The organism is Streptomyces sp. NPDC005017 (assembly GCF_042873115.1).
GTDB lineage: Bacteria > Actinomycetota > Actinomycetes > Streptomycetales > Streptomycetaceae > Streptomyces.
This window is the reverse complement of record NZ_JBIALD010000002.1, coordinates 1-24,201: the sequence shown is the minus strand read 5'-3', so window position 1 is coordinate 24,201 and position 24,201 is coordinate 1. Positions and strand designations below refer to the sequence as shown.

The window sequence follows — 24,201 nt, the reverse complement described above, 5'->3', positions numbered from 1 at the left end:
AGTGAAGTCCAGCCGACTCGTCTCGATCCTCCTGCTGCTCCAGACCCGGGGCCGGATGACCGCCGCCCAGCTCGCCGCGGAGCTGGAGGTGTCGGTGCGCACGGTCTACCGGGACACCGAGGCGCTCGCCGCGGCCGGAGTCCCGCTGTACGGCGACGCGGGCCACGCCGGCGGGTACCGGCTGCTCGACGGTTACCGCACCCGGCTCACCGGCCTGACCGCCGAGGAGGCCGAGGCACTGTTCCTCGCCGGGGCGCCGGGTCCCGCCGCGCAGCTCGGCCTCGGCGCGGTGCTGGCCGCGGCCCAGCTCAAGGTGCGCGCCGCCCTCCCGGCGGAGCTGCGGGCGCACGCCGACCGGGTCGGCGGCCGCTTCCACCTGGACGCCACCGGCTGGTACACCGACCCCGAGGACACCCGCTTCCTCCCCGAGGTCGCCGACGCCGTGTGGAACGGACGGGTGCTGGAGGTGACGTACCGCCGCTGGCGCGAGCCCACCGACGTACGGCGCCGTCTGGAGCCGTACGGGCTGGTGCTCAAGGCGGGCCGCTGGTACGTCGTCGCCGGACCGGGTCCGCGCACCTTCCGCGTCGCCAAGATCCTCGAACTGACCGTGCCCGGTGATGAGTTCACCCGCCCCGGGGGCTTCGACCTGGCCGCCCACTGGGCCGCGTACCAGCGCGACTTCCTGGCGCGGCTGCACCGCGCCGAGGCCGTCGTGAGGCTCCAGCCCGGTGTCGTCCTGACAGGGCCGGCCGGGGTCGCCGTACGCGCGAACGGGCGTACGGACGCGGCGGGCCGGACCGTCGCCACCGTGCCCGTCGAGTCCCTGGACGACGCCCATGACGAGTTCCTGCGCCTGGGCACCGGCATCGAGGTCCTCGAACCGCCGGAACTACGGGCGCGGTTGGCGGCGACGGTCGGGGAACTGGCGCGGCGGTACGGCAACCCGCCGGCGCCCGGCGGCGACTGAGGGGGAACATCCGTCTTCCTCGGGAGGTTCGTCCCGTGAGGCCGAACCAGCCGCCGCACCCGAGCTTCTCCCTGGGCAGCGGAATGGCGACGGCCCCACGGCCGGCCGTCCGCACGCCGTGAGCACGGGCGGCGGCCGCGCCCCGGTCCCGGGGGCGGCGGCCGCTCACCGGACCCCGGGCGCCGGGGCCTCGGACACCGGGAACTCGGGCGCCGGGACCACGGCCCCGTTCTCGTCGAGGGTCCGGGTCTGCCAGTACTCGTACCACTTGTCGCCGACGCGCTCGGGGACCTTGCCCTGCGGGTAGCGGGCCCAGCCCGGTGCCGGCTCCCGGCCGTCGTCGACGCAGTCGCTCCCGGCGTCGTTCACGGCCAGCACCGGGTACCGACCGCCGGAGCAGACGGCGTCCTGCTCCAGGGAACACCCGGTCGTCAGGGCGGCGGTCAGGCCGGCCAGGGCGAGGAGCGGCAGCAGACGGGCTCGGCTGGTCGTGTGCACGGGTGACTCCCTCTCGGTGGTGTGCGACCAGCCTGCGCGACGGGAGGGCACCTCCTCATGAGTAGGTGTACTCAGCCGTACTGGGTGATCGGACGACCGTGCAGTTCCGATCACCCAGCCCGAACGCGGTCGGCGCCCACCCGCGCCCGACAACCGGCAGAAGCCCCGAGCTACTCGAGCAACTCGGAATACGCCCCCATGGCGAGCGCGATGTCCGCCTGGGCCCAGAACCGGTGATACGTGAACGTCGGCGCGGCCCCACCGGCCAGATACGCCTCGATCTTCGACCACGACGGGTCGTTCTCGTAGAAGGACCGGATCGACGCGAACGTCGACGACGAGTTGATCGCGTCACCGTTCGGCATCGTGCCCGTCCACCCGCTCGGGACGTACACCGTGTCGTCGAACCGGTTGTAGTCGGTCCGGGTCTCCGGCACGGCGATGCCCAGCGCGTCCTGGTGGTGGTTCCACATGCCGTCCAGCAGCTTCTTCGCCGTGGTCGCCGCCTCGGTGTCACCCGAGCGGTCCGCGTAGTACGTCAGCGTCTTGGCGTACGCGGCGGCCACACCGACGTCGTCGGTGTAGTCGACCACGGAGACATGAAGTCCGTTGTTGGCTCCGGGACTCGACGCGTTCCAGGTGTCGGGCTGCCCCGACCACGCGAGCGTGGAGGGGATCCGGAACGTGCCGTCGGGGTTCACGGTCGTCTTGGACAGCGCCCAGTCGACCCACTTGTCGAGCACCGACTTCGCCGCCGCGTTCCCCGTCTGCTGGTAGTACTCGGCGACCCGTTCCATCGACCACGCCTGGAAGCCGAACCACTGGTTGGACGGCGGGTCGTGGTAGACGGGCTTCTCGTCGTAGTACATGCCGTAGAACGTGGACGTCCCGGCCGGCGGGGTCGCGTAGCGGCCCGCCCAGCTGTTGGTCGCTCCACCCGCGATCGCGCCCTCGCTGGACTGGAGCCAGCGGTAGAACTCGACCTGACGCGTGAGGGACTTGGCCCAGTCCGCCTGACCGGTCGCCGACTTCGGCTTCAGATCGGCGTAGTTGGCCAGCGCGTACGCGGCCAGCGGGTTCTGGTAGCCGCCGTGCGCGTGGCTGGAGCCGATGCGCCAGGCCCAGCCCGCCGAGGTGTCGGTGGCTCCGCCCCAGGCGTAGTACCAGTTCAGCAGGTAGTGGGACGAGTCCTTGCCGGTGCCGGCCGGGCAGGCCGTCGGGCCGACGCAGTTGCCCACCTTCTTGAAGTACTTGTCGTACATCGCGTAGCGCAGGTAGTCGCCCATCTTCGCGGCCTTGGCCACGGTCGCGGAGACGTCCGCCCCCTTGCCCTGCTGCTCGGCCCACACGTCCGCCCAGTACGCCGCCTGTACGGCACGCGCGTCGGCGTCGGGGGCGTTGGTGAACTTCCACTGCCTGGCGTAGCTGGAGTCACCGGTGAACAGGTCCAGATACCCGTTCCTGCCGCCGTACTTGAAGGCGTCGCAGGTCGGCTGCGGCACGGTCTCCCACACCGACTCCTGCGCGCCGCGCTGGAAGGTGTTGATGTAGGACGGGCCGGTGTCCGCCGGACCCGCCTCGCACTTGCCGGGGGAGTTGCCGTAGCCGTAGACGTTGTCGACGTCCTGGAGCCAGTGCATGCCGTAGACGTCGTCCGTGCCGTACGCGCTCCTGAGCTCGGCCGCGATCGGGTCGGGGCCGACCGACACGCCCGTCTCCAGCCTGGCCGGATACTCGTTCGGCGTGTCCAGCTCGGGTGCGTAGGTGGCGGGCTTGGAGGCGTTGTAGAAGGAGTTGGTCGGCTGGTCGGCGTGGGTGGGGATCATGTACTTCTCCATGATCTCCCAGGCCCCGTTGAACTTGGACCAGTCGCCCGTCACCTTGCCGTACATGGCCTGGAGCCACAGCAGATAGCTGTAGGCCTCGGAGGTGGTCTCATGGCCGTGGTCGGGCGCCTCGACGATCAGCGTCTCCACCGAGTGGTACGGGATGCCCTCGGGGGAGAAGTAGCCGTTCGCCGGGTTGGTGATCTTCCCGTAGAGCTCCAGGAAGCGGGCGTCGTACTCCTTCGTCGCGGCGATCTGGGTCACCGTGACGCTCGCCTTGGCGTGCCCGCCGGCCGTCGACTCGAAGACGGCCGAGCCGGTACCGCTCGCGGCGGCCGTGACGGTCACCTTCTGGGCGGTGTTCCAGTTCGACGGGGTGAAGGTGAGCGAGGCGCCGGCGGTCACCGACAGTCCGGTGTTGCCGCTCACCCGGGCGGTGGTGACGGTCACGTCGGCGCTGGGCCGCGTGGAAAGCTTCACGTCGTACGTGCCCGACTTGCCCTGCTGGACCGGGAGTTGGGCCGGTGAGGCGACCACGGCGGGCCCCGCGGCGACGGTGATGCCGACCGGCGTGGAGGCCGCGGAGGCACCCAGGCTGTCGTACGCCTTCGCCACCAGCGAGTGGCCGCCCACGGCGAGCGTGGACACCGACAGGGAGTACGGCGCGCTGGTGTCGGTGCCGAGCAGGGTCGTGTCGTCGTAGAACTCGACCTTGCCGATGGTGGCGTTGTCGGCCGCGGCGGCGGTGGCCGCAAGGGGGACGGCGTCTCCTCGCGAGTACACCGCGCCCGCGGCCGGGCTGGTCAGCACGGTGACCGGCGGCTGGTGGGCGCCGGCACAGGTGGTGCCGTTGACGGCGAACGACGTCGGGGCGGCGTTGGTGCCGCTGTAGGCGAACTGGGCGCCGGTCGTCACCGCGGCCCCGGCGGCGATCGTGCCGTTCCAGCCGGCGTTGCGCACGGTGATCGCCTTGCCGGACTGGGACCAGGTCCCGTTCCAGCCGTTGGAGAGCTGCTGGTTGCCGGTGTAGGCGTAGGTCAGCGTCCAGCCGTCGATCGCGTCCGTACCGCGGTTGGTGATCGTCAGGTCCGCGGTGAAGCCGGAGCCCCAGTCGTTGGTCTTGTAGTCGACGCCGCACTGGAGCGCGGCCGCCTGTGCGGGGGCCGAACCCGTCGCCAGCATGGTCAGGGGCAGCGCCAGAGCTGCGACGACGGCGGTCCACAGCCTTCGGACGGCTCTGCGCGGGTGTGGGGGTCTCACGTGCTGGTTCCTCCTTGCGGCTCGGAGACGAAGTCAAGGGTTGAACCAGTGGGAGCGCTCCCATAGTGAGGACGGGGTGGTATCCGGTCAAGGCGTGTGGACAGTCGAAAAGATTCGACAGACGCCATTTGCGGAAAGTCAAGGCAACCCTCTGGTCATCCACCGTCGCTTGGCGCTACCTTCCAACGCACCAGTGGGAGCGCTTCCATCAGTCGACGTGTGCCGTCACGGCACACCCGGCCCGCAAGGAATCGCTCATGCGACACCCCCCGCGTTCAGCTCGTTCACCTGCCGGCGCCGCCGTGGGCCGTCGGGCAGGCCCACCCCCTCGACTCCCGTTCCAGTGAGAGCTGCTGGGACTCCACCCCCGCTCCCGACGCCGCCCGGGTCCCCCGGCCGCCGACGGAACGGTGAGTCACCCGTGCGCACCTCGGCATCGGCCGCGTCATGGCGCGGTCGGCGTGCGCGCACTCCGCCGCCCGGGCCGGACCTGGAACACCCCGGAACCGCGGTACCGGACCTGCCCCGATCTCCGCGCACGAAGGCACCTCCACGCCGGCCGGGATCGGGCCGCGCGATCACCTGCGTTCCGACCGTCAGTGAACTCCCCCCGCAGAGAAGGAAACCCGCACTCATGAGCCGTAACAGAATGGCGTTGCTGGCCGCACTGGCGCTCGTCGCCGGCGCCTCCGGCACGGCCCTGGCCGTCGTCCCCGGCGCGGCCGCGGCCGCGGCCGCATGTACCGTCGACTACCAGGTGCAGAACGACTGGGGCTCCGGCTTCACCACCAATGTCACCGTCACCAACAACTCGGCCGCCAAGTCGAGTTGGGCGGTGAAGTGGTCGTACGCCGGCAACCAGCGGATCACCAACGGCTGGAACGCGAAGATCACGCAGTCCGGGACGGCCGTCACGGCGGCCAACGAGAGCTACAACGGCAGCCTGCCGACCGGCGGTTCGGTCAGCTTCGGCTTCCAGGGCGCCTACAGCGGCTCCAACGCGGTACCGGCGGCCTTCACCCTCGACGGCGTCACCTGCAACGTCGACGGCGGCGGCCCCACCGACCCCGGCCCAACGGACCCCGGCCCGACGGACCCCGGAACCCCCTCCGGGCGGGTGGACAACCCCTACGCGGGCGCCAAGGTGTACGTGAACCCCGAGTGGGCCGCGAAGGCCGCCGCGGAACCGGGCGGCAGCCGCGTCTCCAACCAGCCCACCGGTGTGTGGCTGGACCGGATCGCCGCGATCAACGGGGTCAACGGCGGGATGGGCCTGCGCGCCCACCTCGACGAGGCGCTGCGGCAGAAGGGCTCCGGCGAACTCGTCGTCCAGCTCGTCGTCTACAACCTGCCCGGCCGTGACTGCGCCGCCCTCGCCTCCAACGGCGAGCTGGGCCCGACGGAGATCGGCAGGTACAAGACCCAGTACATCGACCCGATCGCCGCGATCCTCGCCGACTCCAAGTACAGCGGGCTGCGGATCGTCACCACGGTCGAGATCGACTCGCTGCCGAACCTCGTCACCAACGTCTCCGGCCGGCCGACCGCCACGCCCAACTGCGACGTGATGAAGGCCAACGGCAACTACCAGAAGGGCGTCGGCTACGCCCTGAACAAGCTGGGCGACATCGGCAACGTCTACAACTACATCGACGCCGGCCACCACGGCTGGCTCGGCTGGGACGACAACTTCGGCGCCTCCGCCGACATGTTCAAGTCCGCGGCCGTCTCGGAGGGCGCGACCGTCGCCGACGTGCACGGCTTCATCGTCAACACCGCCAACTACAGCGCGCTGAAGGAGGACAACTTCAAGATCACGGACACGGTGAACGGCACCTCCGTGCGCCAGTCCAAGTGGGTCGACTGGAACCGCTACACCGACGAGCTGTCCTACGCCCAGGCCATGCGCGACAAGCTGGTCTCCATCGGCTTCGACTCGAAGCTGGGCATGCTCATCGACACCTCCCGCAACGGCTGGGGCGGCACCCAGCGGCCGACCGGCCCCGGCGCGACCACCAGCGTCGACACCTATGTCAACGGCGGCCGCTACGACCGCCGCATCCACCTCGGCAACTGGTGCAACCAGGCCGGAGCCGGCCTCGGCGAACGCCCGCAGGCCGCGCCCGCGGCCGGGATCGACGCGTACGTCTGGATGAAGCCCCCGGGCGAGTCCGACGGCGCCAGCAAGGAGATCCCGAACGACGAGGGCAAGGGCTTCGACCGGATGTGCGACCCGACGTACACCGGCAACGCCCGCAACGGCAACAGCATGTCGGGCTCCCTGCCGGACGCGCCCCTCTCCGGGCAGTGGTTCTCGGCACAGTTCCGGCAGCTGATGCAGAACGCGTACCCGCCGCTGTCCTGACCGGCCGGAGGGTACGCCCCGCCGGGACCGGGAGTGGCCCCGGTCCCGGCGGGACCCCACCCGCCGGGCCCGGTTCGGCGGGTGGCCCGCCGCGTCCCGCGCGGCAACAGAAGGCCGCCGGTTTTGCGGTTCCGGCAACAGGACTGGCCCCGCCCCGGTGCGTCGGCGCACGCTGGCCGCATCCGGAGGAGAGGCTGACCACCATGGCGCACGCACACCACCAGCACGGCGAGCACGACCCGCACGAGGGCCCGGGACACCATCACCACGACACCACCGACATCGACTGGGCCGAGATGGGCCCGCTGCTGGAGTCGCAGGCGGAACTGTTCACACCGCTGTACGAGCACGCCCTGGCCTGGCTCGGCAAGCGGCAGACCGATCCCGGCCTGGTCGTCGACGCGGGCAGCGGCCCCGGTGTGGTCGCCTGTCTGCTCGCCGACACCTTCCCCGGAGCCCGGGTCGTTGCCGTCGACGGCAACGAGCCCCTGCTGGAGCGGGCCCGCGCCCGTGCCGAGCGGCTGGGTGTCGCCGACCGCTTCGGCACCCTGGCCGGTGAACTGCCCGACGCCCTGGGCGATCTCGACTACCCCGCCGACCTGCTGTGGGCCAGCCGCAGCCTGCACCACCTGGGCGACCAGCGCGCCGCTCTCGCCGAGTTCGCCGGGTGTCTCGCGCCCGGTGGCACCCTCGCCCTGATGGAGGGCGGACTGCCGGCCCGTTTCCTGCCCCGCGACATCGGCATCGGCCGCCCTGGCCTCCAGGACCGGCTGGACGCCGTCGAGTCCGAGTGGTTCGCCCGGATGCGCGCCTCGCTGCCCGGCGTGGTCGACGAGACCGAGGACTGGGCCGCCCTGCTCGCCTCGGCGGGACTGAAGCCCACCGGCACCCGCACCTTCCTGCTCGACCTTCCCGCCCCCGCCACCGACCGGGCCCGCGCCTACGTCGCCGCGACCCTCTCCCGCCTCCGCGAGGCGATGGCCGACGGACTCGACGCCGAGGACCGCGCCACCCTCGACCGCCTCGTCGACCCGGCCGACGGCGCGAGCGTCCACCACCGCCCCGACGTGTTCGTCCTCGCGGCTCACACGGTCCACACGGCGACGCGGACGCTGTGACACCGACGGCCGGGGCGGCCGGCCGGGCCCGGCGGGAGACCCCCCGGGTCAGGCCATGTCGAACGTCGCCGGGTTCGGGCCCAGACGGCGGTCCTCGTTGAGGGCGCCGATCGCGGCCAGGTCCTCGGTGTCCAGGGTGAAGTCGAAGACCTCGATGTTCTCCCTGATCCGGGACGGGGTCACGGACTTCGGGATCACGATGGTGCCCTGCTGGAGATGCCAGCGCAGGACGATCTGCGCCGGGGTGCGGCCGTGCTTCTGGGCCACGGCCACGATCGCCGGGACCTCCAGCAGGCCCTTGCCCTGGCCCAGCGGGGACCAGGCCTCGGTGCGGATGCCCTGCTCCGCGTGGTAGGCGCGGGCGGCGTGCTGCTGCAGGTGCGGGTGCAGCTCGATCTGGTTGACCGCCGGGATCACCGAGGTCTCGCCGATGAGGCGCTCCAGGTGCTCCGGCAGGAAGTTGGAGACACCGACGGCCCGGACCCGCCCGTCACCGAGCAGCTTCTCGAAAGCCCGGTAGGTGTCGACGTAGCGGTCGCGCGCCGGGACCGGCCAGTGGATCAGATACAGGTCCACGTACTCCAGGCCCAGCTTGGCGGCGGAGTCGTCGAACGCGCGCAGCGTGGAGTCGTAGCCCTGGTCGCTGTTCCAGAGCTTGGTGGTCACGAAGATCTCTTCGCGCGGGACGCCGGAGGCGGCGATGGCCTTGCCGGTGCCCGCCTCGTTGCCGTAGATCGCCGCGGTGTCGACGCTGCGGTACCCAAACTCCAGCGCCGTCGCGACCGCGTTCTGCGCCTCCGCGTCCGGCACCTGCCAGACGCCGAAGCCCAGCTGGGGCATCTCGACACCGTTGTTGAGGATGATCGGGGGGACCTTGCTGCTCACGGGCTCTCGATTCGTCGTCCGCTGTCCGGTGGTACGCCCATGGTCAACGACCACGGAGCGGGACGCATTCCTTACCGGGGAACCCGTGCGGCGGTGACGCCGGGCCTCACACCTCGTACAGCGCGTCGACCTCCGACGCGTACGCCTTCTCGATCGCCTTGCGCTTGAGCTTCAGCGAGGGCGTGAGCAGTCCGTGCTCCTCGGTGAAGGGCTGCGCCAGGATGCGGAAGGTGCGGATGGACTCGGCCTGTGACACAAGGGTGTTGGCTGCCACCACCGCCCTGCGCACCTCGGCCTCCAGATCCGGGTCGTGCACCAGGTCGGCGGCCGTCAGCCGGGGCCTGTTCTGCATGGCGAGCCAGTGCTCGACGGCCTCCTGGTCGAGGGTGATCAGCGCCGCGACGAACGGGCGGTCGTTGCCGACGACCACGCACTGGTGGACCAGCGGATGCTCGCGCACCCGCTCCTCCAGCACACCGGGGGAGACGCTCTTGCCGCCGGAGGTCACCAGGATCTCCTTCTTGCGGCCGGTGATCGTGAGATAGCCGTCCTCGTCGACCTGGCCGACGTCGCCGGTGGCCAGCCAGCCGTCGTGCAGGGTCTCGTCGGTGGCCTTGGGGTTGTTGAGGTAGCCCTGGAAGACGTTGTCGCCGCGCAGCCAGATCTCGCCGTCCTCGGCGATGTGCACGGTCACCCCGGGCACCGGCCGGCCGACCGTGCCGAAGCGGGTGCGCTCGGGCGGGTTGGCCGTGGCGGCGGCGGTGGACTCGGTCAGGCCGTAGCCCTCGTAGATCTGTACGCCCGCGCCCGCGAAGAACAGTCCGAGCCGCCGGTCCATCGCCGAGCCGCCCGACATGGCGTTGCGGATACGGCCGCCCATCGCCGCGCGCACCTTGGCGTAGACGAGCTTGTCGAAGAACTGGTGCTGCATGCGCAGTCCCGCCGACGGCCCCGGCCCGATGCCCCAGGCCTTCTCCTCCACGGCGTCGGCGTACTTCACCGCTACCTCGACGGCCTTCTCGAACGGCCCGGCCTTGCCCTCCTTCTCCGCCTTGCGGCGGGCCGCCGCGAACACCTTCTCGAAGATGTACGGCACGGCCAGGACGAACGTCGGCCGGAACGCGGCCAGGTCCGGCAGCAGCGCGGCCGCGTCCAGCCTCGGCTGGTGCCCGAAGCGGACCCCGCCGCGGACCGCCGCCACCTCCACCATCCGTCCGAAGACGTGCGCGAGCGGCAGGAACAGCAGCGTGGACGCCTCGTCGCCCTTGCGGGAGTGGAACACCGGCTCCCAGCGCTCGCTGACGGTGTCCGCCTCGTACATGAAGTTGCCGTGGCTGAGGACACAGCCCTTGGGGCGGCCGGTCGTGCCCGAGGTGTAGATGATCGTGGCCACCGAGTCGGGCGTCACCGCGCGACGGTGCCGGTGCACCACGTCGTCCTCCAGATGCGCCCCGGCGTCGTACAGCTCCTGCACACAGCCCGCGTCGAGCTGCCACAGCCGGTCGAGGCGGGGCAGCCGGTCGATGACCGTGGCGATGGTCATGGCGTGGTCCTCGTGCTCCACGACCGCGGCCGTCACCTCGGCGTCGTGGAGCATCCAGAAGACCTGCTCGGCCGAGGAGGTCGGGTACAGCGGCACCACCTGGGCGCCGATCGTCCACAGCGCGAAGTCGAACAGGGTCCACTCGTAGCGGGTGCGGGACATGATGGCGACCCGGTCGCCGAACCGGACGCCCTGGGCGAGCAGGCCCTTGGCCAGCGCCAGCACCTCGTCACGGAACTCCGCCGAGGTCACGTCCCGCCACTGCCCGGACTCGTCCTTGCGGCCGAGCGCGACATGGTGCGGGTCCTCCTGGGCGCGCTCGAAGACGACGTCGGCAAGGCCGCCCACCGGCGGTGCCAACGCCAACGGAGGGTTGGTGAACTCGCGCAAACCCGCTCCCGCCTCGATGTGGCGCCTCGCAGCGCCGTGAAAGCTACCCCACCAGCATCGGAGAGCGGCAGGGCCCCGAAAGCGGAGCGGTGCTCAGGTCCGCACCGGTCGGCGGGGGAAAAACCGTGCAGATGGGGAAGGGACGGACAGCTTCCTGACGAGCCAGTAAGTTTCCGGGCCGTAATCTCCACGGAATCTGTACGACCCGAGCCCCGCCTTCCGGCCCCGCCGACGCGGCCCTTCCCCGGCCCGTCGGCCGGACGTGGACGCCGGCCTCTCTCCCGTCAGCGCCGGATCGACTGAATCCGTCACTCCGGTTCTCTCCGGACCTTCTCTCCGGGCCGCTCCCGTTCGCCGCAGGCCGCTGCGGGCCGCTCCGGCGCCCACGCCCTCGCGCCCGGCCCACTCCTCAGACTCGCCCGCCCCTCACACCGGCTCCCGCCGCCCGCCCCGCTCGGGCCGTACCCCGCCCGCGAGGACCGCCGCCGCCAGGGCGTCCGCCGGGCCCTGGGCCGAGGCGCGGCGGCGGTTGTGGACCAGGACGAAGTCGACCCTGCCCAGCTCGGGCAGCCCCGCCCGGTCCGGGACCCGGACCAGGCCGGGCGGGATCAGGCCGCGGGAGTGGGCCATCACGCCGAGGCCCGCGCGGGCGGCGGCGACCAGCCCGTTGAGGCTGCCGCTGGTGCAGGCGACCCGCCACTCGCGGCCCTCCCGCTCCAGCGCCTCCAGGGCCATCGCCCGGGTGATGCCGGGCGGCGGATAGACGATCAGCGGCACCGGCCGGCCCGGGTCCAGCCGCAGCCGCTCGCCGCCGATCCACACCAGCCGGTCGTGCCAGACCAGCTGCCCGCGCGGATCACCCGCCCGCCGCTTGGCCAGCACCAGATCCAGCCTCCCGGCCCCCAGCTGCTCGTGGAGCGTGCCCGACAGCTCCACCGTCAGCTCCAGGTCGACCTCGGGATGGTCGTGCCGGAACCGTTCGAGGATCTCCGGCAGCCGGGTCAGCACGAAGTCCTCCGAGGCGCCGAAGCGCAGCCGCCCGCGCAGCCGGGTGCCGGTGAAGAACGCCGCCGCCTGCTCGTGCGCCTCCAGGATCCGCCGCGCGAAGCCGAGCATCGCCTCCCCGTCCTCGGTCAGCTCCACCGAGTGGGTGTCCCGGCTGAACAGGGTCCGGCCGGCCGCCTCCTCCAGACGCCGCACGTGCTGGCTCACCGTCGACTGGCGCAGCCCCAGCCGCCGCGCCGCCTGGGTGAAGCTCAGCGTCTGGGCCACGGCGAGGAACGTGCGCAGATGGGCGGGCTCGTACATGGGCCGAGGCTATCGCGGAACGTGATGACAGTAAGTGCGGTGTACGGGATTCCCGATCGGCCGGGGGAGGGGCAGGATGGAGCGGGGAACCCGTCGGCGCGGACGGGGCGGAAGGCAAGGCGAGTGACCGAACACAAGTGGAGCGACCGAGCACCGTGAGACGCCTGACCCGGCCGAGTCGGCTGCCGATCGATCCGTACGTCCTGCTGCTGCTCGGGACCGTCGGGTTCGCCGCCCTGCTCCCGGCGCGCGGAGTGGGCGCGGACATCGCGTCCGGCGCCTCCGACGTGGCGATCGCGCTGCTGTTCTTCCTGTACGGCGTGCGCCTGTCCACCCGTGAGGCGCTGGACGGCCTGCGCCACTGGCGGCTGCACCTCACGGTCCTGGCCTGCACCTTCATGGTCTTCCCGCTGCTGGGCCTGGCCGCCCGCGGCCTCGTCCCGCTGCTGCTGACCCAGCCGCTCCACCAGGGCCTGCTCTTCCTCACCCTCGTTCCCTCGACCATCCAGTCCTCGATCGCCTTCACCTCGATCGCCCGCGGCAACGTGCCCGCCGCGATCTGCGCCGGTTCCTTCTCCTCCCTCGTGGGCATCGTGCTCACCCCGCTGCTCGCGGCCTCCCTGCTGGGCGGCGGCACGGGCGGGTTCTCGGCCGACGCGCTGCTCGGGATCGTGCTGCACCTGCTCGTGCCCTTCCTCGCGGGGCAGCTACTGCGCCCCTGGATCGGGGCCTTCGTGAAGCGGCACAAGAAGGTGCTGGGCCTGGTCGACCGCGGCTCGATCCTGCTGGTCGTCTACACCGCGTTCAGCGAGGGCGTGGTCCAGGGCGTCTGGCACCAGGTCAGCCCGCTGCGGCTCGGCGGCCTGCTGCTGGTCGAGGCCGTGCTGCTCGCGGTGATGCTGGCGCTGACCTGGTACGGCTCCCGGGCGCTGGGCTTCGGCCGGGCCGACCGGATCGCGATCCAGTTCGCGGGCTCCAAGAAGTCCCTGGCAGCCGGGCTGCCCATGGCGAGCGTGCTGTTCGGCGCGCAGGCCTCGCTGGCCGTGCTGCCGCTGATGCTCTTCCACCAGATGCAGCTGATGGTGTGCGCGGTGATCGCCCGGCGCCGCTCCCGCGACCCCGTCGAACCGGTCAGCGCTCGTTCCTCAGCCGCAGGGTCACGAACCGCGGTCGATACAGGGCGACATTCCCGCTGAGCTGGACGGCGGCGCCCGCCGGGTCGAGCCAGTTGACGTCGTAGCTGAGCACGAGCCGCCCGCCGCCGCCCAGTTCGGGATGCGTCTGCGGGTTGTACGCGGCGACCCCGGAGCCCGGCAGCGGCGGCCCGAAGCCCTTGGCCGGACCGTGCCAGGGCCCGGTGGGGGAGCAGGACCAGTACGAGGTCACGGTGGCCAGCCCGGCCGTCCCCGCGGCCATGGTGAACAGCACGTACGTCCGCCCGTCGCGCGCCACCGAGAAGGCACTGCCCACACCACTGCGGGTCCGGTCCCCGAGCACCGCGCCCGGCCGCACCCCCGCCGACCACTCCTCGCCCGTCCAGTACTCCCAGGCCGACGGGTCGCCGAGGCCGCCCTCGGGCACCCGGGCGACGTACGCCGAGGACACCGGGCGTCCGGCGGGGCGGCCGTCGTCACCGCCGTAGACGTACGTCCAGCCGTCCTCCTCGACGAGCGTCGTCCCGAACAGCACGCGTCGGGACGGATCGGGTACGCCCTGCTCGTCGTGCACCCGCACGGTGGACTCCACGCGCAGGCCGGGCAGTGAGAGCGTGGCGACCTCGGTGGCGAGGGGGGTGCCGTAGATCCAGGGCGGCTGTCCGGCGGCGCGCACCCACAGCAGGACGCGCAGCACCTGTTCGGTGGCGCCGGGGGACCGGGGCTCGACCCGGGCGGCCACCGGCCAGCGCCACTGACCGGGCGCGGGGTCCGGGAAGAGGGGCGCGGGCAGGGTGCTCTCCAGGCGTCCGTCGCGCATCAGCACGGCCGAGTTGCGCACGAGGGGGGTGCTCGCGTCGCGCCAGGAGGCGGACTCGCCGGAGGGGTTGGGCGGGGCGTACACCCGGCCGAGATAGGTGTCCGAGAACAGCCAGAGCAGCCGGCCGTCGGGCAGCCGCACCGAGTGGGTGCCGTCGCCGCCGGTCCAGTCGTCGGCGCGGGCCGGGTCGTCGCCGTAGCGGGCGAACTCGCCGGTGAGCGCGTCGTCGGCGGACCAGGACCCGACGACGCGGGGCGCGCAGCCGTCGTCGCTCCCGTCACCGTCCTCGGGCAGCACGCCGAGCAGCACCGCCCCGAGCACCAGGGCGAGCAGCAGGCCGATCCCGGCCCCCGTGCGCTGTCGTGCGCGGGCGTCGACGGACATCCCCGGCGACGTTAGCCGGTGCGGCGCGCCGGGTCCATGGGGCCCCGGATCCGGCGGCCCGACCGGTCACGCCCGGGCTTCTCGCCCCGGGGTCCGGACCGTCAGGACCCGGCCGCCGACCGCAGGGCGAGGCGGTCCTCGCCCGCGTACACGTTCATGGAGCTTCCCCGCAGGAAACCCACCAGGGTCAGCCCGGTCTCGGCGGCCAGGTCCACGGCGAGCGACGACGGCGCGGACACCGCCGCGAGCACCGGGATGCCGGCCATGACCGCCTTCTGCGCCAGTTCGAACGAGGCCCGCCCCGACACCAGCAGGATCGCCCGGGACAGCGGCAGCCGCCCGTCCTGCAGCGCCCGGCCGACCAGCTTGTCGACGGCGTTGTGCCGGCCGACGTCCTCGCGTACGTCGATCAGCTCGCCGTCCTCGGAGAACAGCGCCGCCGCGTGCAGGCCGCCCGTGCGGTCGAACACGTGCTGGGCGGCGCGCAGCCGGTCGGGCAGCGAGGCCAGCAGCCCGGGCCCGATCCGCAGCGGGGGAGTGTCGGAGAGGGACCAGCGTGCCGTCGTGCGCACCGCGTCCAGACTGGCCTTGCCGCACAGCCCGCAGGAGGACGTGGTGTACACGTTCCGCTCCAGCGTGATGTCCGGGACCATCACGTCCGGGGCGGTCCGCACGTCGACCACGTTGTAGGTGTTCACACCGTCTGCGGTGGCGCCCGCGCAGTAGACGATGTTCTGGAGGTCCTTCCGCTCGGCGAGCACGCCCTCGCTGACCAGGAACCCGGCGGCGAGCGCGAAGTCGTCGCCGGGTGTGCGCATGGTGATGGCCAGCGGCCGGCCGTTCAGCCGGATCTCCAGGGGTTCCTCGGCGACCAGGGTGTCCGGGCGGGCGGAGACCACCCCGTCCCGGATCCGGATCACCTTGCGTCGTTCCGTGACTCGTCCCATGCGCCCATCAGTCCCGGTTCCGTCGGTTCACGCGTTCATTGTCCTGCACCGTCCCGCACGGTCCCGCCCATCATGCGGCCGTCCGCGGGGAGAGTCTCACCGTGGGGACGCTCCGTCCGGTCGGGGGAGTACCGCGGAGGTGGCCCGGGTCCGCCATGGATGCCCGGCAGGCCGGGAACGGCCGGATCAGAGCTGGAAACGGCCGGATCGCGTCGACGACAGCATCTGGTCGACGAAATATTGTCTACGGTATGGACGAGTGGTCGGCAAGGGTTCGCGCAGAGCGCCGGGCTCTGACGGAAGCCGACAACGCGGGCACGAGATTCCTGTGACATCACCTGTCCGGCTACCGATCAGTCACTGACAAGACTGGTGGATCCCGCAACTTGAGGTCATAGGGGGTCCATACACATGTACGGCTCGCGCATCGCCGCTGTCGGTCACTATCAGCCCGCCGGAGTGCTCACCAACGAGGAGCTCACGGCGAAGGTCGACACCAGTGACGAATGGATCAGGAGCCGCGTCGGCATCCGTACCCGGCACATCGCGGGGCCCGACGAGCCCGTGGACGAACTGGCCGCCCACGCCGCCGCCAAGGCGCTCGCGGCCGCGGGGCTGACCCCCGCCGACATCGACCTCGTGCTGGTCGCCACCTCCACGGCCGTCGACCGGTCCCCGAACACCGCCGCCCGGGTCGCCGCCCGCATCGGCGTCCCGGGGCCCGCGGCCATAGACGTCAACGTGGTGTGCGCCGGGTTCACCCACGCGCTGGCCACGGCCGACCACACCGTCCGCGCGGGCGCGGCGAAGCGCGCGCTGGTCATCGGCGCCGACAAGATGTCCGCGGTGGCCGACTGGACCGACCGCACCACCTGTGTCCTCGTCGGCGACGGAGCGGGGGCCGCCGTCGTCGAGGCCTGCCCGGAGAGCGACGAGCCCGGCATCGGACCCGTGCTCTGGGGCTCGGTCCCCGAGATGGGACACGCCGTGCGCATCGAGGGGGAGCCCGCGCGGTTCGCGCAGGAGGGGCAGAGCGTGTACCGCTGGGCCACCCAGCAGCTCCCGCCGCTGGCCCGGCAGGCCTGCGAGCGGGCCGGCTTCACCCCGGAACAGCTCGCCGCGGTCGTGCTGCACCAGGCCAACCTGCGGATCATCGAGCCGCTCGCCGGGAAGATCGGCGCGGTCAACGCCGTCGTCGCCCGCGATGTCGTCGACTCGGGCAACACCTCCGCCGCGAGCATCCCGCTGGCCTTCTCCAAGCTCGTGGAGCAGGGCGCAATCTCCACGGGCGACCCGGTCCTGCTCTTCGGCTTCGGCGGGAACCTGTCCTACGCCGGGCAGGTCGTGCGCTGCCCCTGAGCCCCTTCCGGGCGGGCCTCGATTGTGCGCCGTAGGCTGTAGACGAAAGCCGATCCGTACCGGCTTCGGCCTGCGGTGCACGGCTCCGCCGAGGAGGGACGCATGTTGTCGACCGGACTGCCCCAGGGGACGGTGCCGAAGCTCGAACGGCCCGGGCCGCTGCGCGAGCGGGTCTACGAGGCACTGCTGGAGCTGATCAGCACCCGTGCCCTCCAGCCGGGCCAGCACCTCGTCGAGAGCGAACTCGCCGGGCACCTCGGCGTCTCCCGGCAGCCGGTGCGCGAGGCGCTCCAGCGGCTCAACACCGAGGGCTGGGTCGATCTGCGGCCCGCCCAGGGCGCGTTCGTGCACGAGCCGACCGAGCAGGAGGCCGACCAGCTCCTGACCGTGCGCACACTGCTGGAGGCGGAGGCCGCCCGGCTCGCCGCCGCGGGCGCGAACGCCGCCGGGGTGAGCGCGCTGGAGGAGCTCTGCGCCGAGGGCGAGCGCGCGGTCGCGGCCGACGACGTCGACGCCGCCGTCGCCCTCAACGCCCGGTTCCACGCCAAGATCATGGAGCTGGCGGGCAACGCCGTCCTCGCCGAACTGGCCGGGCAGGTCGACCGTCGCGTGCGCTGGTACTACACGCCCGTCGCCCGCCAGCGCGGCGCACAGTCCTGGATCGAGCACCGCGCCCTGATCGCCGCGATCGACGAACGCGACGAGCAGCTGGCCGGCCGGCTGATGCGCGAGCACACCGAGCACACCCGGAAGTCGTACCACGCCCGCGGCACGTCCTGACGCCGGTCGGGAACGCGCTTCTCGCGCCCGGCGGACTGGCAGGACCTCCCTGACGCCCGGGAGAGCCTGCCGGGTCCCGGCGGCCTCGGGGGCGTCCTGGCGCGGGGTGTTCATGGGCGTCGGCCTGGCCCTGCGGACCGTGAGGCAGGGCCCGGCGGACGAGCGGCGGCTCGTGCGCCGGCGCGCGGCGGGGCGCCGGTCGGGGGAGGGGTCGCCCGGCGTCACGCGCGGTGAGACGGCCCGCTCGCGGCGTACGGGCCGACCAGGCCAGGTTAGCGGGCGGAAACGCAGGTGAAAGGCACTCCGAAAGCTTGGTATTGTTGTCCATGTCGCCGCGGGGAACACCTCCGCGCCAGGCGGCAGACACCTTGTCCGGGTGGCGGAATGGCAGACGCGCTAGCTTGAGGTGCTAGTGCCCTTTATCGGGCGTGGGGGTTCAAGTCCCCCCTCGGACACCATCGAAGGGCCGGCCGGGATCACTCCCGGCCGGCCCTTCGTGTCGCCGGAACCCCGGCTGCGCCCCGCACTCCTCAACGGGGCACCGGCAGCCGGGCGCCGGCATTCGGCGGGGCCACACCCCAACGGCTCCTCGCCCGGGCCCCGTCGGGGCGGTGAGATCTGAGGCGGCATCCGTTCCAGTTCCGCCGACCGCATCCGCAGCGCCTTGTCCGTGGCCCGGCGTTCCGCCACCTCGGGCATGATCGCGGAGACGACGGCGATCTCGCCGCCGTCCACCCCGAACCCGATCGACAGGCGGTGGCCGTCCCGGTGGGTGGCGGGCGCGCCGAGCGGATCGTCGCCGTAGAGGGTCCCGCCCCTGCGTCGCCTGCGGCGGCCTGTCGGTGTTCGGTGGGGGCTGCGGTAGCGCCTGCGGTTTGTGGGGGTGCGGGGCCGGGCCGGGGGGTGTCCGTCCTCGGTCCGCCGGGCTGGCCTCCTACGGGGGTTCTGGTGTCTGACGGCGGCCGCTGCGGGCGGACACCCCCCGTCCCGTCCCGTCCCCGCCGCGGGCGACCGACGCCCCCGTCCGTGGTCGCTTCGCGTCGTAAATAATGCGAGGTGACCCCGGCACCCCCCGGGCCATCATGGGCAGGCCACAACCCGCACACCCGGAACCAGGGGGCTCCCATGACCGTCACCAACATCCTCCTGTCCGGCGTGGTCGGCTCCACCGCGTACGGCCTCGCCCGCGAGGGCTCGGACGTCGACAGGCTGGGCATGTTCGCGGCCCCCACCGAGGAACTCCACGGCCTGCACACCCCCAAGGAGTCCCACGTCAGCACGTCCCCCGACCGCACCCTCCACGAGGCCGCCAAGTGGTGCCGACTGGCCCTCGGCGGCAACCCCACCGTGATGGAACTCGTCTGGCTCCCGGACGAGTTGTACGAGGTCAGAACCCCCCTCGGTGACGAACTCATCGGCATCCGCGCCTCCTTCCTCAGCGCCCGCCGCGTCAGGGACGCCTACCTCGGCTACGCCACCCAGCAGTGCCGCAAGCTGCTCGGCCGGGGCGACGGCACCCCCGACGCCGACACCCGCAGACGGATCGCCAAGAACGCCCGGCACCTGAAGCGCCTGTGCGAGCAGGGCTACGAGCTGTACCGCACCGGCGCGCTGACCGTCCCGGTCGAGGACCCGGACGGCTACCACGACTTCGGCGACCGGGTCGCGTCGGACCCCGAGGCAGCCGTACCGCTGCTCAACCACTTCGAGCAGGCCTTCGACGACACGGCGAGCGCCCTGCCCGAACGCCCCGACGAGGCCCCGGCGGACGCCTGGCTGCGCCGGGTACGCCGGCACTTCTACGCGCCGGACGCCAAGTCCGTGTGACTTGGACCAAGTTCACGCACCCGGACCGGAAAACCGGATGCCGACACCCGCCCCGGTTCCCTACACTCACGGCAACAACGCGCGCCGCCCCCACACCGGCGGCGCGCCACCGTGTCGAGCGAGGGGAGCCGGGCCGTGCGCAACCGCACCGCTGTCGTCGTTCCCCCCTCCCGGTCCGAGGTGATCCTGGTGTCTCCGTCCGCCCGGTGCCCGCTGCGCGGCGGCCACCGGACGCCGTGACGACCACCACCACGGTTCGACAACGACTCTGACCGATCGTCAGGCCATGCCGTCGTCATGGTGAATCGCGCCGCACCCACTCGGAGACACCCGAAAGGCAACGGCCGTGCGCGCCAACGTCACCAACCTTCTCGCCACCGTCCGCAACCTGGGCATCCTCGCCCACGTCGACGCGGGCAAGACCACCGTCACCGAACGGATCCTGTACGCCACCGGCACCACCCACAAGCGCGGCGAGGTCCACGACGGCACCACCGTCACCGACTTCGACCCGCAGGAACGCGACCGTGGCATCACCATCTTCGCCGCCGCCGTCAGCTGCGCCTGGGACGGCCACCGCGTCAACCTGATCGACACCCCGGGCCACGTCGACTTCGCCGACGAGGTGGAGCGCTCGCTGAGGGTGCTGGACGGCGCGGTCGCGGTGTTCGACGCGGTGGCGGGCGTGGAGCCGCAGAGCGAGTCGGTGTGGCGCCAGGCCGAGCGCTACGGCGTACCGAGGATCGCCTTCGTCAACAAGCTGGACCGCGCGGGCGCCGACCTGGACCGGGCCGTGGACTCCATCCGCGACCGGCTGCACCCGGCCCCGCTGGTGGTGCAGCTGCCCATCGGCGCCGAGGACGGCTTCAGGGGCGTCGTCGACCTGGTTGCGATGCGTGCCCTGGTCTGGGCGGAAGGCGCCGAGGCGCCGAAGGAGGGCCCGGTGCCACCCGAACTGCACGAGGAGGCCGTACGACGACGTCGCCTGCTGGAGGAGGCCGTGGCCGAACGCCACCCGGCCGCGCTGGAGGAGTTCTGCGACCGGGAGACGCTGTCGGCGACGACGCTGACCGCGGCGCTGCGGGACCTCACCCGAGGCGGGGACGGGGTCGTGGTGCTGTGCGGCTCGGCCTACCGCAACCGCGGGATCGAACCGCTGCTGGACGCGGTGGTGGCGTATCTGCCGTCCCCGCTCGACGTGCCGCCGGTACGCGGTGAGCACGAGGGCGAGGAACGGGAGCGCCCCGCCGACCCGGCGGCACCGCTCGCCGCGCTGGCGTTCAAGGTGCATGCCACCCCGACCGGGCGGCTGACGTTCCTGCGGCTGTACTCGGGCACGCTGGACAAGGGCGACACGGTGTGGGACCCGGGCACCCGGCGCACCGAGCGGATCGGGCGCATCCTGCGGGTGCAGGCCGACCGCCACGCTCCGCTGGACCAGGCCGTGGCCGGTGACATCGTGGCCGTGGTCGGGCTGAAGGCGGCCCGTCCGGGCTCGACGCTCTGCGCGCCGGACGCCCCGGTCGTCCTCGAACCGCCGGGTGTGGCCGACCCCGTCGTGTCCGTGGCCGTGGAGGCGCTCACCTCCCGTGACTCGGGCCGGCTGTCCGCCGCGCTGGCCCGGCTCGCCGAGGAGGACCCGTCCCTGCGGGTGCGCACCGATGCGGAGACGGGGCAGACGGTGCTGTCCGGCATGGGCGAACTGCATCTGGAGGTCGCGGTGGAGAAGATGCGCCGCGAACTGGGACTGGAGGTCAACGTGGGCCGTCCGAAGGTGAGTTACCGCGAGACCGTCGTGCGAGGCGTGTCCGGTTCGGTGTACCGGCACGTCAAACAGGACGGTGGCGCGGGCCAGTTCGCCCATGTCGTGCTGGACGTGGAGCCGCTGTCAGGTGAACCGGGCGGCACCGGCTTCGAGTTCCGCTCGGCGGTGGTCGGCGGCCGGGTGCCGCAGGAGTACGTCCGTGCCGTGGAGGCGGGCTGTCGTGACGCGCTCGCGGCGGGGCCGTTCGACGGGCATCAGGTCACCGGGCTGCGGGTCACGCTGACCGACGGGGCGACCCATGTGAAGGACTCCTCGGAGATGGCCTTCCGCACGGCGGGCCGGCTCGGGCTGCGCCAGGCCCTGCGCGCCTGCGACATGGTGCTGCTCGAACCCGTCGCCGAGGTGACCGTCACGGTCCCCGAGGACGCCGTCGGCGGTGTGCTCGGCGACCTCGCGGCGCGCCGCGGCCGGGTCACCGGCCAGGCGCAGCGCGGCGGGGCGGCGGTCGTGACCGCGACGGTGCCGCTGGCCGAACTGTTCGGCTACGCGACGCGTCTGCGCGGCCGCACCCAGGGCCGTGGCACGTTCACGGCCCGCCCGACCGGCTACGCACAGGCCCCGGCGACGGCCACCGCGACGCGTTAGCCCACAGCCGGGCAGGCGGCCCCACCCCCCAAGGAGAGGCCGCCATCGCCCCGGCACACCCGCGCATGGGCGGCGGCCCCACCCCCAAGGGCGGGGCCGCCACCCATACCCCAGCCGCCACCCATACCCCAGCCGCCACCCGTACCCCAGCCGCCACCCGTATCCGAGCCGCCACCCGTACCCCAGCCACCAGCCGTACCCGATCCACCACCCGCCCCCGAGCCACCGGCGGACCAGTCGGCCGTCACATCACGGGTAGGACACCACCGTCGACGGCACCGTGGACGTGCCCGAGGTCGGCGAGCCGATGCCGTTGATGACATGCGCGTACTGGCCGTTGCCGCCGAGGGACACGACCGACAGGCCGTGGAACCTCACACCGGGCCGCACCGGAGCGGCGAAGCCGTGCTCCTGCACGATCGTGGGGTCGACGTTGTAGTAGCAGTAACTGCCCAGTCCCCAGCCCTCGTGCGTGGTGACCCGGTCGCCGACCCGGTAGGCGGCGTAGCCGCGCACGGCGCCGTTCTGGATCGCGGCCTGGTCCGGGGCGTCGTACGCCTTCTCGTTCTGGAAGAAGACCGTGCGGCCGCGCTCGCCGAACCACTGCACGTCGTACTTGTTGAAGTGCTCCACGAACAGGCCGGTGGCGAGGACGTCGGAGCCGTTGACGACGACGCCGTAGTCGGCGCGGTTGGTCTCCCAGCCGACGCCCTCGCCGTGGTCGGCGCGCCAGACCCAGGTGTGGTCGACGATGGTGTGGCGGTTGTTGATCACCATGCTGGTGGTGGCCTTGCCGGGGCCGGCGCCGCCGATGCGGATGAACACGTCCTGGACGGTGGTGGGGTTGGCGGAGTGGTCGCGCTTGGCGCCGCGCGGGCCTACCTCCAGCAGGGTCGGGGAGTTGACCGGCCCCGCGTCGATCAGGAACCCGGCGAGCCGGACCCCGTCGACGTCGGCGACCTTGAGCGCGGTGACCCCGCCCTGGGGCACCAGGGTCGCGTAACCCAGGCCCAGCACCACGGTGTCGGCGCGGTCGACCCGGACCGTCCGGTCCAGGTGGTAGACGCCCGGTGTCAGCAGCAGGTGCAGCCCTTGCGCGAGCGCCTGGTTGAGCGTGGCGGCGGACACGCCGGGCCGGGCGACGTAGAACCGCGACAGCGGCAGCGAGGTCCCGCGCGGGGTGCCGTTCCCCCAGGACACCCCGCGTGCGTTCACCCGCTTCTCCGGCAGGAACACCCGGAACTCGTCGCGCTCGACGTACAGGAACGGCTTCTCCCGTGAGACGGGCGTGGTGTCCAGCGTGGTGTACGGCGGGTTCGGGAAGCTCTGCGCCGGAGCGCCCTCGACGCCGGAGAACACCATGTTCCACACGGCGTTGAGCCAGCTGCCGATCGAGCTGTCGCGGGTGTACCACTGCTGTTGCGAGTACGGGCCGATCTGGCCGTCGACGCGGCTGTCGGCGATGTAGCCGCCGCTGGCCCAGCCGTAGCCGGAGGGAGCGAGGTTCAGGCCGCCGCGGATGTGCATCCGGCGGAAGGGCGCGGCCTGGGCGACGGCCCAGCGGTTGGCGCCGTTCGCGGGCACGAGCGCGAGGTTCTCCGCGGAGCGCCAGAAGTTCTGCGTGGCGTTGCCGCCGAACCAGCCCGCGTCGACCGTCACGTCGCCGTTGATGGTGGTGTCGTCGGGGGAGAGGCCGAGTCCGGCGATCGAGGTGTAGAAGCCGAGTTGTGCGTTCAGGCCCTGGTAGGTGCCGGGCCTGAACAGCAGCGCGTAGCGGCCGGAGCCGAACTGCGCGGACTCCTGAAGGCGGAAGACCTCGTCCAGCCGGGCCTGGATGTCCGGTGTGGACGGGTCGAAGACCAGGACGTTGGGACCGAGGTCCCCGCCGCCGGGCAGGGCACGGCGGCGGGCGCGGGGGGCCGCCGAGGCGGGCGTGGTGACACCGGCGAGAACGGGTGCCGCGGCGGCCGCGGCGGCCAGCACGGCGCGGCGGCCGACGGTGGATCGGCGCAGGTCGTGCGGTTGCGGGGAGGCATCGGACATGGGACGGCTCCTGGTTCAGAAAGTGAACGGAGGGTGCTGTGAGAGCGCTCTCTCGCCGATGATGTTTCAACTGTTCGAACGCATCCGTCAAGGGCTGTGACGCGACCTCACGGATCCGCGCGGATCCTGTCGTAACCCTTGACGCGGCTGTTTCCGAGGGTTTAACTCACGTCCTAAATTAAGCCATGATGGCATTCGGGAGCCGAACCATGCGCAACCTCAGAGCCGCGGCCGCAGGTGCCGTCACCTTGTCTCTCGCTCTCGTCACCGCGGCCTGTGGGGGCGGTTCGTCCTCGGGCGGCGGGTCGGACGAT

At 72.2% G+C, this 24,201-nt stretch carries 16 protein-coding genes and 1 tRNA gene; 9 read left to right on the top strand and 8 right to left on the bottom strand.

The genetic code is table 11. The features are described from left to right. The first annotated feature begins 1 nt into the window (after position 1). Positions 2 to 970 (top strand): helix-turn-helix transcriptional regulator, encoded by a 969-nt coding sequence (locus ACFYR0_RS02900; RefSeq protein ID WP_389321189.1) that lies wholly within the window; start codon positions 2 to 4, stop codon positions 968 to 970. Between the two features lie 165 nt (positions 971 to 1,135). On the opposite strand, the gene ACFYR0_RS02895 is transcribed toward ACFYR0_RS02900, so the two are convergent. Continuing rightward, positions 1,136 to 1,468 (bottom strand): SCO0607 family lipoprotein, encoded by a 333-nt coding sequence (locus tag ACFYR0_RS02895; RefSeq protein WP_389321187.1) that lies wholly within the window; start codon positions 1,466 to 1,468, stop codon positions 1,136 to 1,138. A gap of 170 nt (positions 1,469 to 1,638) precedes the next feature. Further along, on the bottom strand, positions 1,639 to 4,476 hold the full coding sequence (locus ACFYR0_RS02890) for a glycoside hydrolase family 48 protein (protein ID WP_389321954.1): 2,838 nt from the start codon (positions 4,474 to 4,476) through the stop codon (positions 1,639 to 1,641). A gap of 712 nt (positions 4,477 to 5,188) precedes the next feature. On the opposite strand from ACFYR0_RS02890, the gene ACFYR0_RS02885 reads away from it, so the two are divergent. Further along, positions 5,189 to 6,919: a glycoside hydrolase family 6 protein gene (locus ACFYR0_RS02885; protein ID WP_389321184.1), complete on the top strand. Its 1,731-nt coding sequence runs from the start codon at positions 5,189 to 5,191 to the stop codon at positions 6,917 to 6,919. A 203-nt stretch (positions 6,920 to 7,122) separates the two neighbouring features. Then, positions 7,123 to 8,037 carry a class I SAM-dependent methyltransferase gene (locus ACFYR0_RS02880; protein ID WP_389321181.1) on the top strand — a complete coding sequence of 305 codons (915 nt, stop codon included), beginning with the start codon at positions 7,123 to 7,125 and terminating at the stop codon, positions 8,035 to 8,037. 48 nt (positions 8,038 to 8,085) lie between these two features. Here the strand turns inward: ACFYR0_RS02880 and ACFYR0_RS02875 are convergent, their stop codons facing one another. From ACFYR0_RS02875 to ACFYR0_RS02865, 3 genes are all read right to left on the bottom strand, one after another. Then, a complete protein-coding gene (locus ACFYR0_RS02875) occupies positions 8,086 to 8,922 on the bottom strand; it encodes an aldo/keto reductase (RefSeq protein WP_389321178.1) in 837 nt (278 codons plus the stop codon). Positions 8,923 to 9,028: 106 nt separating this feature from the next. Then, positions 9,029 to 10,855 carry an AMP-dependent synthetase/ligase gene (locus ACFYR0_RS02870; protein WP_389321176.1) on the bottom strand — a complete coding sequence of 609 codons (1,827 nt, stop codon included), beginning with the start codon at positions 10,853 to 10,855 and terminating at the stop codon, positions 9,029 to 9,031. A gap of 426 nt (positions 10,856 to 11,281) precedes the next feature. Continuing rightward, positions 11,282 to 12,163, bottom strand: a complete 882-nt coding sequence (locus tag ACFYR0_RS02865; RefSeq protein WP_389321173.1) for a LysR substrate-binding domain-containing protein — start codon at positions 12,161 to 12,163, stop codon at positions 11,282 to 11,284. A 155-nt stretch (positions 12,164 to 12,318) separates the two neighbouring features. Here ACFYR0_RS02865 and ACFYR0_RS02860 point away from each other — a divergent pair, with 155 nt between their 5' ends. Next, positions 12,319 to 13,359 (top strand): bile acid:sodium symporter family protein, encoded by a 1,041-nt coding sequence (locus ACFYR0_RS02860; RefSeq protein ID WP_389321170.1) that lies wholly within the window; start codon positions 12,319 to 12,321, stop codon positions 13,357 to 13,359. Here the strand turns inward: ACFYR0_RS02860 and ACFYR0_RS02855 are convergent. Together ACFYR0_RS02855 and fdhD are read right to left on the bottom strand one after the other, a co-directional pair. Then, entirely contained in the window at positions 13,295 to 14,521 is a 1,227-nt protein-coding gene (locus tag ACFYR0_RS02855; protein WP_389321167.1) for a DUF4185 domain-containing protein, read from the bottom strand. The two genes, ACFYR0_RS02860 and ACFYR0_RS02855, sit on opposite strands and share 65 nt — an antisense overlap. Positions 14,522 to 14,622: 101 nt before the next feature. Next, a complete protein-coding gene (fdhD, locus tag ACFYR0_RS02850) occupies positions 14,623 to 15,468 on the bottom strand; it encodes a formate dehydrogenase accessory sulfurtransferase FdhD (RefSeq protein ID WP_389321164.1) in 846 nt (281 codons plus the stop codon). A gap of 411 nt (positions 15,469 to 15,879) precedes the next feature. Between fdhD and ACFYR0_RS02845 the strand changes: the two genes are divergently transcribed. From ACFYR0_RS02845 to fusA, 5 genes are all read left to right on the top strand, one after another. After that, positions 15,880 to 16,827, top strand: a complete 948-nt coding sequence (locus ACFYR0_RS02845; protein WP_389321161.1) for a beta-ketoacyl-ACP synthase III — start codon at positions 15,880 to 15,882, stop codon at positions 16,825 to 16,827. A gap of 102 nt (positions 16,828 to 16,929) precedes the next feature. After that, a complete protein-coding gene (locus tag ACFYR0_RS02840; protein ID WP_389321158.1) occupies positions 16,930 to 17,607 on the top strand; it encodes a GntR family transcriptional regulator in 678 nt (225 codons plus the stop codon). Positions 17,608 to 17,977: 370 nt separating this feature from the next. Next, positions 17,978 to 18,065: transfer RNA gene (locus ACFYR0_RS02835), tRNA-Leu, on the top strand. 667 nt (positions 18,066 to 18,732) lie between these two features. Beyond that, complete coding sequence (locus ACFYR0_RS02830; protein ID WP_389321155.1) at positions 18,733 to 19,434, top strand: DNA polymerase beta superfamily protein; 702 nt, start codon at positions 18,733 to 18,735, stop codon at positions 19,432 to 19,434. A gap of 346 nt (positions 19,435 to 19,780) precedes the next feature. Continuing rightward, positions 19,781 to 21,844 (top strand): elongation factor G, encoded by a 2,064-nt coding sequence (gene fusA, locus ACFYR0_RS02825; protein ID WP_389321152.1) that lies wholly within the window; start codon positions 19,781 to 19,783, stop codon positions 21,842 to 21,844. A gap of 249 nt (positions 21,845 to 22,093) precedes the next feature. Here the strand turns inward: fusA and ACFYR0_RS02820 are convergent, their stop codons facing one another. After that, complete coding sequence (locus ACFYR0_RS02820) at positions 22,094 to 23,887, bottom strand: coagulation factor 5/8 type domain-containing protein (protein WP_389321149.1); 1,794 nt, start codon at positions 23,885 to 23,887, stop codon at positions 22,094 to 22,096. Positions 23,888 to 24,201: the final 314 nt, after the last annotated feature.